The sequence below is a fragment of the Microcoleus sp. S36b_A4 genome, assembly GCF_036700645.1.
GTDB lineage: Bacteria > Cyanobacteriota > Cyanobacteriia > Cyanobacteriales > Microcoleaceae > Microcoleus.
This window is the reverse complement of record NZ_JAUBPI010000001.1, coordinates 35,989-50,812: the sequence shown is the minus strand read 5'-3', so window position 1 is coordinate 50,812 and position 14,824 is coordinate 35,989. Positions and strand designations below refer to the sequence as shown.

At 42.7% G+C, this 14,824-nt stretch carries 13 protein-coding genes and 1 pseudogene; 13 read left to right on the top strand and 1 reads right to left on the bottom strand.

The annotated features are described in order from the left end of the window. Positions 1 to 492 precede the first annotated feature (492 nt). Entirely contained in the window at positions 493 to 1,332 is an 840-nt protein-coding gene (locus QUA03_RS00225; RefSeq protein WP_333208743.1) for a glycosyltransferase, read from the top strand. A 94-nt stretch (positions 1,333 to 1,426) separates the two neighbouring features. Here the strand turns inward: QUA03_RS00225 and gloB are convergent, their stop codons facing one another. After that, a complete protein-coding gene (gloB, locus tag QUA03_RS00220; protein WP_333208741.1) occupies positions 1,427 to 2,200 on the bottom strand; it encodes a hydroxyacylglutathione hydrolase in 774 nt (257 codons plus the stop codon). Between the two features lie 629 nt (positions 2,201 to 2,829). Here gloB and galE point away from each other — a divergent pair. The 12 genes and pseudogenes from galE to QUA03_RS00160 all read left to right on the top strand — a co-directional run bounded on the left by galE (position 2,830) and on the right by QUA03_RS00160 (position 14,746). Continuing rightward, positions 2,830 to 3,828 (top strand): UDP-glucose 4-epimerase GalE, encoded by a 999-nt coding sequence (gene galE, locus QUA03_RS00215; RefSeq protein ID WP_333208739.1) that lies wholly within the window; start codon positions 2,830 to 2,832, stop codon positions 3,826 to 3,828. Positions 3,829 to 3,871: 43 nt separating this feature from the next. Then, positions 3,872 to 4,669 carry a hypothetical protein gene (locus tag QUA03_RS00210; protein WP_333208737.1) on the top strand — a complete coding sequence of 266 codons (798 nt, stop codon included), beginning with the start codon at positions 3,872 to 3,874 and terminating at the stop codon, positions 4,667 to 4,669. A 9-nt stretch (positions 4,670 to 4,678) separates the two neighbouring features. After that, positions 4,679 to 5,239 (top strand): hypothetical protein, encoded by a 561-nt coding sequence (locus tag QUA03_RS00205; protein ID WP_333208736.1) that lies wholly within the window; start codon positions 4,679 to 4,681, stop codon positions 5,237 to 5,239. 48 nt (positions 5,240 to 5,287) lie between these two features. Then, positions 5,288 to 5,572, top strand: a complete 285-nt coding sequence (locus QUA03_RS00200; protein WP_333208735.1) for a hypothetical protein — start codon at positions 5,288 to 5,290, stop codon at positions 5,570 to 5,572. Beyond that, a pseudogene (locus tag QUA03_RS00195) lies at positions 5,479 to 6,045 on the top strand (NAD-dependent epimerase/dehydratase family protein); the annotation flags it as partial. The gene QUA03_RS00200 and the pseudogene QUA03_RS00195, both read left to right, overlap by 94 nt. A 170-nt stretch (positions 6,046 to 6,215) precedes the next feature. After that, the gene (locus tag QUA03_RS00190; protein ID WP_333208733.1) at positions 6,216 to 7,145 is read left to right on the top strand and encodes an alpha-1,2-fucosyltransferase; all 930 of its coding nucleotides are present in this window, start codon (positions 6,216 to 6,218) and stop codon (positions 7,143 to 7,145) included. 24 nt (positions 7,146 to 7,169) lie between these two features. Further along, positions 7,170 to 8,006: a hypothetical protein gene (locus QUA03_RS00185; protein WP_333208731.1), complete on the top strand. Its 837-nt coding sequence runs from the start codon at positions 7,170 to 7,172 to the stop codon at positions 8,004 to 8,006. 280 nt (positions 8,007 to 8,286) lie between these two features. Further along, positions 8,287 to 9,438, top strand: coding sequence for a glycosyltransferase family 4 protein (locus tag QUA03_RS00180; RefSeq protein WP_333208729.1), 1,152 nt, complete (start codon positions 8,287 to 8,289; stop codon positions 9,436 to 9,438). Between the two features lie 92 nt (positions 9,439 to 9,530). Further along, the gene (locus QUA03_RS00175) at positions 9,531 to 11,534 is read left to right on the top strand and encodes an ABC transporter ATP-binding protein (protein ID WP_333208727.1); all 2,004 of its coding nucleotides are present in this window, start codon (positions 9,531 to 9,533) and stop codon (positions 11,532 to 11,534) included. A 102-nt stretch (positions 11,535 to 11,636) separates the two neighbouring features. Then, positions 11,637 to 12,833, top strand: coding sequence for a glycosyltransferase (locus tag QUA03_RS00170; protein ID WP_333208725.1), 1,197 nt, complete (start codon positions 11,637 to 11,639; stop codon positions 12,831 to 12,833). 99 nt (positions 12,834 to 12,932) lie between these two features. Then, positions 12,933 to 13,883, top strand: coding sequence for a glycosyltransferase family 10 domain-containing protein (locus QUA03_RS00165; RefSeq protein ID WP_333208723.1), 951 nt, complete (start codon positions 12,933 to 12,935; stop codon positions 13,881 to 13,883). 11 nt (positions 13,884 to 13,894) lie between these two features. After that, complete coding sequence (locus QUA03_RS00160; protein WP_333208721.1) at positions 13,895 to 14,746, top strand: formylglycine-generating enzyme family protein; 852 nt, start codon at positions 13,895 to 13,897, stop codon at positions 14,744 to 14,746. Positions 14,747 to 14,824 lie beyond the last annotated feature (78 nt).

The window sequence follows — 14,824 nt, the reverse complement described above, 5'->3', positions numbered from 1 at the left end:
TGCGGTAATATCGATATCTAGACAATTTATTTTATCGTAGAGTCCCACGTCTGAACCAGTTGCGGGATTCAGCACAGGCGACGGGGAATTTTCTGGCTGTTTCAAATGCGAGGTCAGCCCCTCTCATGATTTGTCGGGTTGCTGCATATTAGCCATGGCTGTTACTCGTTTTCGGGTGCGAACAGATGGCACTTGCACACAGATCAATAAGTAGATGAAGCTTGAAAATACATAACCCCTCTCTAGCAGCGAGTGAAACGAAGCAATCGCTCTTGTTCTGCCCGCCTTACATTCTGTTACATAGTAAACTTTATTTGCGCCTACCTACTTAGAAAACCCGTTTCTTGGTGTAAATCTAACCGGAAATTTAGGCAAGATAATGTTCGTCTCAACGGTAAACGGGCGATCGCATTTACTTCAATACAGGGTCGCCTGCTTCCTCCAGTCCAATGTTTGTGTCACGTTTGCCGTTCATCTCACAAACTTAATCCTATGCACATATTCACAGCCGCCGATCGCACCTATATTCTGGGGTTAGCAGCACTTCTCAAGTCTGTAGATCTCAATGTTAGCCAATCTGGAGAGCAGCCTGTAAAAATTAGCATTGTATCTACTAGGATAGAGCCACACCAAAAGGAACAGTTACAGAATTGCTGCAAATACCAGATTGAATGGCAAGAATTGCAATCTAATTACGACCAACTTCTTTCGATATCAGGTTCTAAACTTCCTTACGTTAAATTGGAGCCGCAAAAATATACCAAAGAAACAGAAAGGCTGATTTGGCTCGACAGCGATACGATCGTTCTGGGCAGCTTAGAGCCGCTGTGGAACCTAGATTTTCAAACTCTGCCGATAGCAGCCGCAGCCAACTTCTGGGGAAATCTCAACAATTATCAAGATCGAAACCCTTATTTCAATAGTGGTGTTTTAGTTTACAACATGAAGCTTTGGGAGGAAGAGCAACTGTCGGAAAAGTTGCTCCAAAATGCTAGAACCCACGTTTGGGGCGATCGCGATCAAGGTGCATTAAATTCAGTTTTAGTGGGAAGGTGGAAGCAATTAGACCAAAGATGGAACAACCACAAGACTGATGATATGTCAAGTAAAGTGATGCACTTTATGTCAAGACCAAAACCGTGGGAAAGCTCCGCCCCCAATCAATTATGGCTTGATATGTTGTCTCAGACACCGTTTAAGGAGGAACTAGAAAAAATTCCAAATAAGTTTAAGGGGCTGTCGAGCTTTCACGTAAAATACCAAAGACTTGACAGGTGGTTGAGCGAACCGATACTCAAGTTTAAGAGTTACCTGAAACAACCAAAACGTTAAGGTCAATCGATTTTAGATTTTAGATTTTAGATTAAAGAATTGAAGCATTGACCCCACGGATGAATCCGGGGGCTTGTATCCTGGATGCTTTCGGTCAAAATTGGTCTTTCATGCCGCGCAATCGAGCGAAGGTTGGCACGGGATCGCGGGTGTTGGTGGCTGATTGGATCGTGGGAAAGTCCCAGCGCAAAAATGGGTTTGTCCTTTTTTCGAGGCCGATCGATGATGGTATTGTAGGTTGCGATCGACTGCGCGCTTCCTTGACTTCGGCGAAGCGCTGCTGTAAGTGGGGATTGTCGCCATCCACACTCAAGGCAAATTGCAGGTTGTTCAGCGTGTATTCGTGGGCGCACCAGACTCTCGTACTATCGGGCAAATTTCGCAGTTGCCCCAGAGAGGCTAACATTTGGGCGGGAGTGCCTTCTTTGAGCCGGCCGCAGCCTCCAGCAAATAAGGTGTCGCCGCAAAACAACTCGCCGGTTTCGCTGGGATTGCTGGGGGGGAAATAGTAGGCGATGTGAGCTTTTGTGTGGCCGGGTAGGAAGAAGACTTCGGCGGTTCTGTTGGCGAAAGAAACTCGATCGCCCGCTTGTAAAAACACTTGCTGTCCGGGTATTCTGCCTCGGTCTTCTGCGCCACCGTAAACTTTGATATGGGGAAAGCGATCGATCAGTTCCTGATTGCCGCCTATGTGGTCGTTGTGGTGGTGGGTATTGAAAATTGCGGTTAATTCGGCTCCGAGTGCTTGGAGTTGCTCTAATACTGGCTGCGATCGTGCTGGATCGACGACGGCTGCTGTGTGGCGATCGGGGTCGTGCAGCAAGAAAATGTAATTGTCGGACAGTACCGGAAGCCGATAAACCTGCATAGAAAAGTGCCTCTCTAGGAAAAATATTATATAATTAAATTAGTTCTGAACCCTATCCGAAGGCTGATTGCAGATTTATTAAGTCCGCGTATCTATCTTGGGAAGTAAAACTCTGATACGTTATTTCTGCTGTTGAGCAAAGTGATTTAAGGTCGGGTACGCACCATTTTTGGGTCAATAAGTGCAATGGGCTTTAATTATTTTAGCATACAAGCGATCGAATAAATGCGAACATCTCACAACAAATCGAACTTAACAATTTCTCAAAAAGTCGATCGGATTGTAGCCTCTGGCAAGATCAGTCGCAGGGAACACTTAGTTTTGACTTCGGCTATCCTATCAGATGATAAAATTTCAGAAGAGGATCGACATCAGATTAATCGGATATTTGATTATATCCAAATTGGTCGCCTCAAGTTTATCGATTGAACAGAAAGACTTGCTCCCTCAGCATCGGTCTGGAGTTTAAAAAGCGTTTTTTAGGAGTGCGATCGTCCCGTCGGGCACAGCAAAGCCTAGATATTTAGCTTGAATTCTCCCGCTGACGCCGAGTGTGAAAGCCTCAGATGTGGAAGTCTCAAATTAACAAGGCTCTTGGCAATCCCAGCTACAAAAACAGGCAGAATAAAATGAGTGCAGACAAACCAACTATTTTGGTGACGGGCGGAGCGGGATATATTGGCTCTCACGCGGTATTAGCGCTGAAAAACGCTGGTTACGGTGTGGTGATTTTGGATAATTTAGTTTACGGTCACAGAGATATAGTAGATCGGGCTTTGCAGGTGGAGTTAGTAGTTGGCGACACGAACGATCGCACTCTTCTAGACAACTTGTTTGCTACGCACAAGATTGATGCGGTAATGCACTTTTCTGCATACGCTTACGTGGGCGAATCTGTTACCGATCCCGCTAAATATTATCGTAACAATGTCATCGGCACTATTACCCTTTTGGAAGCAATGATCGCTGCTGACGTGAAGAAATTTGTGTTTTCTTCTACTTGCGCGACTTACGGTGTACCGGAAAAAATTCCGCTCACAGAAGACCACCCACAAAACCCGATCAATCCCTACGGTGCTACTAAGTTAATGGTAGAACGGATTTTGTCGGATTTTGACGCTGCGTATGATTTCAAGTCTGTTTGTTTCCGCTATTTTAACGCGGCTGGGGCCGATCCGAACGGATTATTAGGAGAGGATCACAATCCCGAAACTCACCTGATCCCGCTGGTGTTGTTCGCGGCTTTGGGTAAACGAGATTCGATCGCGATTTTTGGCACGGATTACGAGACTCCTGACGGTACTTGCATTCGGGATTACATTCACGTTAACGATTTGGCATCGGCTCACATTTTGGGATTAGAATATTTGCTCAATGGTGGCAAATCTGATTTCTTTAATTTGGGCAATGGCGGCGGTTTTTCGGTGAAAGAGGTGATAGAAACGGCTCGTCAAGTGACGGGAAAAGAGATTAAGGCTGTTGAGTGCGATCGGCGTCCGGGAGACCCGCCTGCTTTGGTTGGCAGCAGCAAAAAGGCGATCGAAACCTTGGGCTGGTCTCCAGAATATCCAGACATTAAAAACATTATCTCCCATGCTTGGCAGTGGCATCAAAAGCGTCACAGTTAGCATAAACTCAAATAAAACAAGTGCAAAAATAGAGTCTTAAATAATGTTAAACAGTCACAAAGATTTTTGTTTTTGCACCTTAGCTTTTGGGAAAAAGTATCGCGAATTAGCCAAACAACTAGCAGCAGACTTAGAAACTCATTCTCTAGGGACGATGCTAGTTGTTTGTACTGACAACCCACATGACTTTCAGAATTTAACGAATGTTTTCGCCTTTAAAAAAAGTCGCGAAGGTGTAGATTATTGTTATAATGATAAACGATTTGCACTAAAAAAAGCCTTAGAATTATGCCGAGTGACAATCTTTGTGGATGCAGATACAAGAATCAGAGGAAAAGTGCCGGAGAGAGAATGGATGTCCGGCATTACTTCTAAAGGGTTTATTCCCATTCTAGAACATCCACCAAATCAATCATTACCGGGGAGAAAAGAGGCAATTCACAAATTAGCAAAAAAGCTAGAAATTTCATTGAAAAATGTAAGTTTTGTTCCAGAAAACTTGTTCGTAATTGCGAGAGACAATGGTAAAGAAATTCAGTTTATTCAAGAATGGGGAAAGATTGGAAGATTTTTTGAAGTGCAAAAAGTCAAAACAAAAGACGGTAATCCCATTGGGTTAGCAACTGCTAAAGTTGGGTGGAATATTCGTAATGACGGGTGGGAGGAACTCGCTCAAATTATGGAGCATTCTTTTGCTCATTGGGACTGGCAAAAAAATCAAGTAAGAACCTTTTGGGATAAAGTTTGGGATAAATTACAGTTTTACCATTGGCAATATCTCTATCGGTTATTAAAAACACAGTTAATTGCCTTATTAAATTTCGATTTTTACTATCGTTAGAGAAAAGATATGGATAGAGGATTTATCATTATTTTAATTGGATTGTACTCTTTCCACGATTGCGTTCATTTTCTAGCTTCAGTCAGGAAGGTTCACCGCGAACCAATTATTATTTTAATAGATAGAGTCCCGCGATTTTTATATCCCTTACTTTTGGTGTTCGGAAATGTGAGATTGCAGGACGCACCGAAACCCGAAAATCCTGTTTTAGCATCGCGACAAGCTAAGCTGGCTTTGTATCCACAATCTCCTTTTGAGAAAACTATTTATCTGGAGTGGGATATTTGTTTGCTATCGCCAATATATGAAGTTTTTGACTATCTTGATGAAGTAGATTTGCTGATAACAGAAGACGGGCAGCCTGCGATTGCTAAAACGGCAAATTTATTAAGAGTCAAGCAGGATATTCTGTCAACTTTGGAGTCTATCGGGTTGCCGCTAAATGTAAAGAGCATTCAATACAATGGCGGATTTATCGCTTTTACGAAAAGCAGTAAAACTCAGGAATTGTTTATAAACTTTAAGAAATATTTCGATATGGTAGTGGCGATCAAAATGTGCTATTCTTGAAAGATTCAGGGCGCTTTGGCAGCGGCTGTTGAATCAGTGAAACCGAAAATGACAACTTTGTCCCCGGTTTACAACTACTTGGATAAGTGGAAAGATGTTTATACGATCGACAAACCGATTAAAGTAATGCACTGCACTTATCCTTACCGCCCTCAGTACGCGAAGAACGTGACGCGATCGCTCTTTACTAGAATAGTCGATCGCACCGCTACAATATTTTTACCAAATCAACTTAACAATCCCTTTGCGCGACTTACGGTGTACCTGAGAAAATTCCGCTCACAGAAGACTACCCACAAAATCCGATCAATCCCTACGGTGCTACTAAGTTAATGGTAGAACGGATTTTGTCGGATTTTGACGCTGCGTATGATTTCAAGTCTGTTTGTTTTCGCTATTTTAACGCGGCTGGGGCTGACCCTAACGGGTTGTTAGGAGAGGATCGCAATCCAGAAACTCACCTGATCCCACTGGTGTTGTTCGCAGCTTTGGGTAAACGAGATTCGATCGCGATTTTTGGCACGGATTACGAGACTACTGACGGTACTTGCATCCGGGATTACATTCACGTTAACGAGTTGGCATCTGCTCACATTTTAGGATTAGAATATTTGTTAAATGGTGGCAAATCTGATTTCTTTAATTTGGGCAATGGAGACGGGTTTTCGGTGAAAGAGGTGATAGAAACGGCTCGTCAAGTGACGGGAAAAGAGATTAAGGCTGTTGAGTGCGATCGGCGTCCGGGAGACCCTCCTGGTTTAGTTGGCAGCAGCAAAAAGGCGATCGAAACCTTGGGTTGGTCTCCATAATATCCCGACATCAAGGATATTATCTCCCATGCTTGGCAGTGGCATCAAAAGTGTCACCACTCTTAGTATGTAGCGTGCTTATAGCGCACCTTACCATTACAGCAAAATTTGATTGAATTCTTGTGGGGAGTAGGGGTTGGGCGTCCCGCCCACCCCAAAAATACAATATGCTAATAATATCTGCTAAATCGGGACAACTCGGCAACCGACTGCTGCTTTTTGCTAATTTCATTTCTTGGGCGATCGAGCATAATTTGACGGTTCTCAATCCGGCTTTTGAGGAATATGCAGAATTCTTTGTGGGAACCGCAGGGGATTTTTTGTGTTGTTATCCTCCTCCATATTTTACCGCAGGAGGTAACAAGTTTGTCAGAAGCAAATATTATAATTTTATTAAGTATTTAAGCAGCCAAAAAATATTAAAAACGCAAGAAATAACCCGAAAAAAACCTTTTAGTTGGCTTGCATATCAGGATATCGCACAAATCAAGCAGGGTTCAATTGTTTGTTTTCAAGGCTGGCTATTTCGAGATGGCTGGTTTGTAGAAGATCTCCCCTATTTACACAAGTACGCCGACCAGATTAGAGCCTACTTTGCACCATTAGAGCGATATAGAATCAATGTAGATCGTTTGATATTGAATTTAAAAGATAACTCTGATATGCTAGTCGGAATTCACATCCGTCAAGGGGATTATGCTCAGCATCAAAAGGGGAGATACTTTTACACTACTCAGCAATATTTAGAAGTCATTAATTCTGTGGTAAGGCTATTTGAAGGCAAAAAAATCAAGTTTTTGATTTGTTCTAATATTCCACAAAATCCGAGTTTGTTTGAGGATTTCAACTGTGGATTTGGCAGCGGTCATTTAATTGAAGATATGTATGCTTTGGCTGAGTGCGACTATGTTGTCGGGCCGCCTAGCAGTTATACTATGTGGGCTTCTTTTTATGGAGATCGACCTCTTTATATGATCCGCGATGTCAATAAAACAATTAACCTGAAAGATTTTGTACATTTTTATGAGTGGCAAGGAATTTTTCACCAACGAGATGACTGGAATGAGAGCTTTTGGGAGTGGACACACGCTCGGTAAATAAGTAAATCAATAAGTAAATTAATGAATTCAAATAAATTAGCAGTCAAGGGATTTATCACTATTTTAACCGGTCTTTACTCTTTCCAGGATTGCGTTCATTTTCTAGCGTCTGTTAGGAAGTTTCACCGGGAACCAGTTATTATTTTAATAGATAGAGTCCCTCTAATTTTATATCCTTTACTTCAGGTGTTCGGAAATGTCATATTGAAACCTGCACCCTCTAATGAAAATCCTGTTTTAGCATCGCGACAAGCTAAGCTGGCTTTGTACGGGGAATCTTTGTTTGAGAAAACTATTTATATGGACTGCGATATTTGTTTGCTGTCGCCAATAGATGAGGTTTTTGATTTTCTTGATGGGGTAGATTTGTTGGTGACGGAAGATGTGCAGCCTGCGATTGCTAAAGCGGCAAATTTATTAAGAGTTAAGCAGGATATTCTGTCAACTTTGCAGTCTGTCGGGTTGCCGCTAAATGCAAATAGCATTCAATACAATGGCGGATTTATCGCTTTTACGAAAAGCAGTAAAACTCAGGAATTGTTTATACATTTTAAGAAATATTTCGATATGGTAGTGGCGCATCAAAATGTGCTACTCTTGAAAGACCAAGGCGCTTTTGCGGCTGCTGTTGAATCGGTGAAACCGAAAATGACAATTTTGTCCCCCGTTTACAACTACTTGGATAAGTGGAAAGATGTTTATACGATCGACAAACCGATTAAAGTAATGCACTGCACTTATCCTTACCGCCCTCAGTACGCGAAGAACGTGACGCGATCGCTCTTTACTAGAATAGTCGATCGCACAGCTAAAATATTTTTACCAAATCAACTTAACAATCCCTGGCGTTTAAAATAATTAAAGTTTGTTGGCAAACTGCATCAAAAACAACAAAATGCAGCCCCAAATTAAAAAAATTAGCCTCAACATATCCGAAAATTTACCTAGAAGAATTATTGCTGGCTGGAATAACAGTCTTGGGTTCATTATTCTGTTTTTTTACTAAAATACTTCGTTGCTGCCCTTTGCCCTGGTTAAAAACCTGGTTGCTGTGGTCGGGAGTGCGTGAGTCCGAATCGCCTTGACAAAAGCTCGGTTAAGCAGGAAAATTAAAAAAATGTTTTAAACAAAATACTCAGTGAAAGTTTCATTAGTAGTGAGCGATTTGTCAGGAGGAGGTGCAATTCGTGCTTTTTTATTAGCTCAAGTCTTGATAGAGCTTAAATGTGATGTAGAAGTTGTTGGATTTCAGTTTGGCAAGGAATTGTACGCTACTCCTCCCAGAGACATCCCGGTATGTGCGATACCGGGTAAAAATTATCCGGGGTTTTTGATGGATGCTCAAAAACTTTGGAAAAAAATAGATGGGGATATTATTTACGCAGTCAAACCTAAGCCTACAAGCTTTGGGCTATCACTGCTAAAAAAACTGGCGAATCGCCACTTTATAATTTTAGATATAGACGACTGGGAACTGAGCTGGTACGGCGGAGATGAATGGAAATACCGTCCCTCTTTTAAACAACTTTATCGAGATATTTTTAAACACAACGGTCAATTGAGAGAACCAGATAATCCGCTCTATCTCAAGTGGATGGAAAGTCTAATTCACCGTGCTGATGCAGTCACCATTGATACTGAGTTTTTAAAACAGCGTTTTGGTGGTGTATATTTGCCTAATGGTAAGGATACTGCAATGTTCGACCCTGCTAAATACAATCCTGAATTGAGCAGACAGTGTTACGGCTTGTCCGGATATAGAGTTGTGATGTTTCCGGGGGCACCGCGACCTCATAAAGGCGTGGAGGATGTTTTGATGGCCCTCGAACTGTTAAATGAGCCGGATTTAAAATTAGCGATCGTCGGCGGCAGTCCTTATGATGATTATGATGATAAACTTGTGAAACAATGGGGGCGTTGGATTATTAAACTGCCAAGGTTTCCAGTGGAGACGATGCCGTCCGTTGTAGCAGCGGCTCATGTTGTCGTTGTTCCTCAGCGAGAAACTCTCGCAGCCGTGGCTCAGTTTCCGCTCAAGCTGACAGATGGTATGGCAATGGCTAAGCCTGTTTTGTCTACGCGAGTGGGGGATATTCCAGCAATTTTAGGGGGAACGGGTTATTTAGTCGATCCGAGTTCTCCCGCTCAAATTTCACAAAAAATTCAATGGATATTTCAAAATTTGACAGCGGCTAATTTACAAGGAATGAAAGCTCGGGAAAGATGTGTGAAAAAATATAGTATTCAAGCAATGAAACCGATACTTTCAGAGATAATCGCAGGTATGTAAATGTTATTTTAAAACTACTCAATGGAGGAAGAAAAGCTGGCTGTTATTAAAGAATATTTTGAGATGCCGTACTGTTTAGCTGGGAATGCTTCATGTCTGCCAATAAGCTACTCCTAAAATTTGCCAGACGATATCCCGGCAGGATTTTTTTAACTGTGATGCTGGGCTTTTCTGGCGCTTTATTCAACGGTATCAGCACTACTCTGATTGTACCAGTGCTTTTAAGTTTTTTAGAGGAAACTATCGAGCTCCGTGGTGCTCCACCTCTAATTAAAACTTTGATGTATCCCTTTGAGGGAATGCCCGGAAATCAGCGTTTAATGTTGATGACCGGGGCGATTGTGCTGGCAATTTTTTTAAAAAATGTTGCGAGTTATATCAATACTTTAGTAGCTACTTCTCTGACGCGATCTTTGACTTTTGATTTGCGAGAAGCAGGTTTGCGGTTGTTATTAGAAGTAGATTTAGATTTTTACTCTAAAACTAAAGTCGGGGATTTAATTAATAGATTGGGCGGAGAGATTGGTCGGACTGCTAGTGCAGTTGGTACGGCCATCGGAATGTTTACTACCTCAATCACTGTTTTGGTGTTTGTGGGTCTGCTACTTTCGATCTCGTGGAAACTGACGGTGACAGCTACAGTTTTACTGTCGTTAGTTGCTTGGACAAATCAATATATTATTAACCGTTCCAAGCATTTTGGCCATATGCTTTCTGAAATGTCGAAAGATTATTCGGTTAGGGTACTGGAAACGATTAGTGGGATTCGGCTGGTCAAGTCAACGGGGAACGAGGAAAGAGAGTATCAGCGGATCAAGCATTTAATTCAAAGGCGAGAACAAGCGGATTTTCAGGCTCAGGTAAATTATGCCGCGATCGCCCCAATTAACGAAGTTGTTAATTTGATAGTTATAATTTTGATTGTATTTATAGGTCGCACAATATTTGCGAATGAGATAGAGTCTATTGCTACAATTTTATTAACCTATTTATTGGTACTCTTTCGATTAATCCCTTTGATTTCACAGTTGAATAGCGGGCGCAGTCAATTTGCTAATACGTCGGCTAGTGTAGAGGTGGTTAATGATTTTTTGAGCTGCGAGGACAAGCCATTTATGCTGAACGGTTCTGTGCCTTACACTCATTTGCGATCGGGAATTCATTTTAATAAAATATCTTTTAGTTATCCTAACCACAAAAATTTAGTTTTGCAAGGAATTGATTTATTTCTACCTCATGGCACTACTTTGGCTTTGGTAGGAACTTCGGGTTCTGGCAAGTCAACTTTGGCAGATTTACTGCCGAGATTTTACGATCCTACTGAAGGTAATATCTTGATCGATGGCAGGGATTTGCGCGAATTTGACTTGAAAAGTCTGAGACAAGCGATGGGTATTGTTAGCCAAGATACGTTTTTGTTTAATGCTTCAGTGCGCGAAAATATTGCTTATGCTAGACCCCAAGCGACTGAGGAAGAAATTGTGGAAGCGGCGAAGGGGGCGAATGCTTATGAGTTTATCCAACTGTTGCCGGAGGGATTGGATACTCAAATTGGCGATCGGGGCGTGATTTTATCGGGAGGGCAGCGTCAGAGAATTTCAATTGCTAGAGCCCTGCTGCAAAACCCGGAAATCTTAATTTTAGATGAGGCAACGAGTTCGCTGGATACGGTTTCGGAAAGGTACGTGCAAGCGGCGATCGAGAAATTGAGTTGCGATCGCACAACCTTAGTCATCGCCCACCGCCTCTCCACAGTCCAAAAAGCCAACAAAATCGCCGTGATCGATCGCGGACAAGTAGTAGAAATGGGTTCCCACGAAGAATTGCTAGCAAAAGGAGGTTACTACACTCGCTTGTATTCAGTGCAATTTGCCGAAGAAACCGCTCGCGATGAAGCTCTAATTAGAGGTTCTTACGAAATTCGCACTCGCCTGACTCCCATGATAGCTTACCTCAAAATGCTAGTAGATGAAATGGTAGACTCTCCCGAAGAAAGAGACGAGTTAATCAGAGAATCATTTCACTCTGCTGCTAATATTTTCACTACTTTAGAATTTATAGAAAATACTATTAAGCGTCAGGCTGTCAAAAAGTAGTCAGTTGGCAGTTGGCAGTAGTCATCAGTCATCAGTCATTATCATTAGTCAACAGTCAACAGTCAACAATTACTAATTACCAATTACTAACTACCACTTACCATGTCCAAATATTATGTATTTTTTACCAGAAATATCTTACCGCAACCCAATGTAGCGAGCTTAGTTCAAGTTGCACATTCTGCAAATGCCGCAGCAAATCTAGGTTTACCAGCAGTTTTAGTATATCTCCGCAAAGGCTGGAGTGCTTTGAATCCGGTTGATTTGCTTTTTCCTTTTCAACCCAGGAAACCCGATGACAAACTTGCCAATATTTACAATATTCAAGATAAATTAAAAGTAGCAGATTTACCGATGCCGTGGCCGATCGACCTTTGGGACAGCAAGTGGACGAGTTCCAGTACAATAGTATCAAAATACTATTTACCGATTCACCTGCTTAAATCCACTAAAATTGTCCACACCCGCGACTGGAACTTTGTCAAAGCAGCAGTTAAAAATGGAATTCCCGCTATCTACGAACAGCACCACCACGACGAAAAAATTTTTGAACCAGAAATCGTTTGCAATCCTCTGTTTCAAATTGCTGTAACTGTTGCCGATACTGTCCGAGAAAGCATGATTAAGAATGGGATGCCACGGGAAAAAGTAATTACGCTGCACAACGGTTTTAACCTTTTGTTTCTCGCGAGACAAATAGAAGCAGCCCAGAATTGGCGACAGCAGTTATTAACAGATGACAGACAGCATTTAGCAGTTTATGCGGGCGGACTTTACCCGTTTAAAGGTGTGGATATGTTGGTGGATGTGGCTCAGGAATTGCCGCAAGTTCAATTTGCGATCGCGGGCGGTGATTCACCCCAAGTAACAGCCTACCAGCAGTTAGCCAAATCCAAGCAAGTTAACAACATTAAATTTCTCGGCTACCTCCCTCAAAATCAACTGGCTAGCTTGCTGCAAGCAGCCGATGTTTTGACTCACCCTCATTGTTTGACACAGGCCGCGACGTTCACATCTCCTTTAAAATTCTTTGATTACATGGCATCGGGAACTCCGATTGTAGCGACGGAGATTGCATCTTTAATGGAATTTAAATCGGGAAATATAGCAGCAACTTGGTGCGAACCGGATAACCCGCAGCAGTTCGCGCAAAGCATTCGAGATTGTTTAACAAAATATCCGAGGAAAAGCGAAGGATATGCAGAAACGATGGATTTTGTCAAGCAGTTTTCGTGGGAAAATAGGATAGAGAAAATTTTGAGGTATGTGGATGAGCAAGTGCGATATCCGATAATTTAAAAATCCGTAGGGGCGGGTTTTACCAACTATCTACGCCTAAAATTAATAATCTCATAAACTCGCCCCGCCCACACGCAAAAACCAGATTTATTATTAGATATGAACCCAAAAATCATCGGCACAATTACCACATACCCAGGTATGAACCAAAGCGACTGGCTGTGGCAACAAACTCCCCAAAACTTCGGCAAATGGGGCAACATTCAAATGCTCGCCAACCACCCAGAACCAGACTTTTTACTCATGTATCAATTCGACTTTCCCCAACCTTCCAAAAAGCAATCCTGGATCGACAAAATCCGCCGTCCAAGCCCCCAAAATCCAGAAAAGGACATTAGAGAAAAATTGCGCGGTGTCCCCAAGGAACGCATAATTTACCTGATCCGCGAGCCACCATTACCAGAAGTTATTGAAATTACCAAAGCCAACTACGAACAAGCAAAACTTTATTGCAGTTACGTTTCCGGCCCCGACGACTTCGCACCAAAACCCAATTATATGCCCGCGATTTGGTATCACAGCAACTCGTTTCGAGAACTAGATGAAATGCCGCCACCAGCTAAAACTAAACCCTGTTCTTGGATAACTTCAGGTGTTAGCCGCAGCGCCAATCACCGCCAGAGATTAGACTTTATCAAATTGCTGCAATTACAAGAATTGGATTTTGACCTTTACGGGCGAAACTTGCCAAATTGGGCGCGCGGAAACGGGAATGTCAACAATAAATGGCACGCCGTCGCACCATACTATTACAACTTAGCTATTGAAAATTATGCAGAAAACGATTGGTATGTCAGCGAGAAGCTTTGGGATGCTTTGTTAGCTTGGTGTTTGCCAATTTATTACGGCGGTTCGGCGGCGGATAAATTGTTGCCGGCGGGAAGTTTTCTGAGGCTGCCGAGTTTGGATGAGAAAGGAGTAGAATTTATTAAAGAAGTTGTGGCTAATGTGGATTATTGGCATGAAGCGAGGGAGAAAATTGCCGAAGCTAGACAAATCATTCTCCACGAATTAAACTTGCTCAATTGGCTGTCTAACTTTGCATCTTAGGAAATAGCGCCATGACAGAAAACCAAAATCAACTACAAAACTATTTGCCTACCTTTGAGTTTGATGTGATAACAGTAAATTTTGAACCACAAGAAAACAGTCGCCACCGTCATTCAGCTCACTTCTTCCCCGAAGACTTAGGGAACGAAATTGTACTGGAAATGGTATCGATTCCCGGCGGCACATTTATGATGGGTTTCCCCAGCAGCGAAACAGGACAATATTATTACATAGGTCCGCAGCATCGAGTCACAATACCCGCTTTTTATGCAGCCAAATATCCTATCACCCAAGCACAGTGGCAAGCAGTAATGGGAAATAATCCATCGAAGTTCAAAGGTGAAAAACGTCCTGTTGAATTTGTATCGTGGGATGATGCCGTCGAATTCTGTGGCAAACTGTCGGAAAAAACCGAGAGAAAATATCGCCTTCTGAGTGAAGCAGAATGGGAATACGCCTGTCGTGCCGATACAACAACCGCATTTCATTTTGGGGAATACATTACCACGGAAATAGCCAACTATGACGCAAGCGACCCCTGCGGATATACACCCGGAGGACTTTATCGCAAAGAAACAACAGATGTAGGGAGTTTTCCTCCGAATCCGTTTGGATTGTACGATATGCACGGCAATGTTTCGGAGTGGTGCAGCGATAGGTGGAACCAAGACTATAACGGCGCACCAACTGACGGAAGTTCCTGGGAAACTGGCAAAGATGATTACCGGGTGCTCCGTGGCGGTTGCTGGGTCAGTGAGTGTATCGGTTGCCGTTCTGCCTCTCGCGGCGCTTCCTCGGCGGGCGATAGGTCTAGTGTTGGGGGTTTTCGCGTAGCGATGGCGTCGCTTTCTCCCTCGTCTTAGTTTTCCCCCGATGACTCTTTTTTACCCTTTAAATGATTCGGCGGTTGAAACCGCAATGACACAAACAAAGTCCGCCTT

Bases quoted from the DNA above. Each gene is read 5' to 3' on its own strand.
- QUA03_RS00190 (WP_333208733.1), top strand. From the start codon at position 6,216: ATGCTAATAATATCTGCTAAATCGGGACAACTCGGCAACCGACTGCTG.
- QUA03_RS00185 (WP_333208731.1), top strand. From the start codon at position 7,170: ATGAATTCAAATAAATTAGCAGTCAAGGGATTTATCACTATTTTAACC.
- gloB (WP_333208741.1), bottom strand. From the start codon at position 2,200: ATGCAGGTTTATCGGCTTCCGGTACTGTCCGACAATTACATTTTCTTG.
- QUA03_RS00210 (WP_333208737.1), top strand. From the start codon at position 3,872: ATGTTAAACAGTCACAAAGATTTTTGTTTTTGCACCTTAGCTTTTGGG.
- galE (WP_333208739.1), top strand. From the start codon at position 2,830: ATGAGTGCAGACAAACCAACTATTTTGGTGACGGGCGGAGCGGGATAT.
- QUA03_RS00170 (WP_333208725.1), top strand. From the start codon at position 11,637: ATGTCCAAATATTATGTATTTTTTACCAGAAATATCTTACCGCAACCC.
- QUA03_RS00175 (WP_333208727.1), top strand. From the start codon at position 9,531: ATGTCTGCCAATAAGCTACTCCTAAAATTTGCCAGACGATATCCCGGC.
- QUA03_RS00225 (WP_333208743.1), top strand. From the start codon at position 493: ATGCACATATTCACAGCCGCCGATCGCACCTATATTCTGGGGTTAGCA.
- QUA03_RS00205 (WP_333208736.1), top strand. From the start codon at position 4,679: ATGGATAGAGGATTTATCATTATTTTAATTGGATTGTACTCTTTCCAC.
- QUA03_RS00165 (WP_333208723.1), top strand. From the start codon at position 12,933: ATGAACCCAAAAATCATCGGCACAATTACCACATACCCAGGTATGAAC.
- QUA03_RS00200 (WP_333208735.1), top strand. From the start codon at position 5,288: ATGACAACTTTGTCCCCGGTTTACAACTACTTGGATAAGTGGAAAGAT.
- QUA03_RS00160 (WP_333208721.1), top strand. From the start codon at position 13,895: ATGACAGAAAACCAAAATCAACTACAAAACTATTTGCCTACCTTTGAG.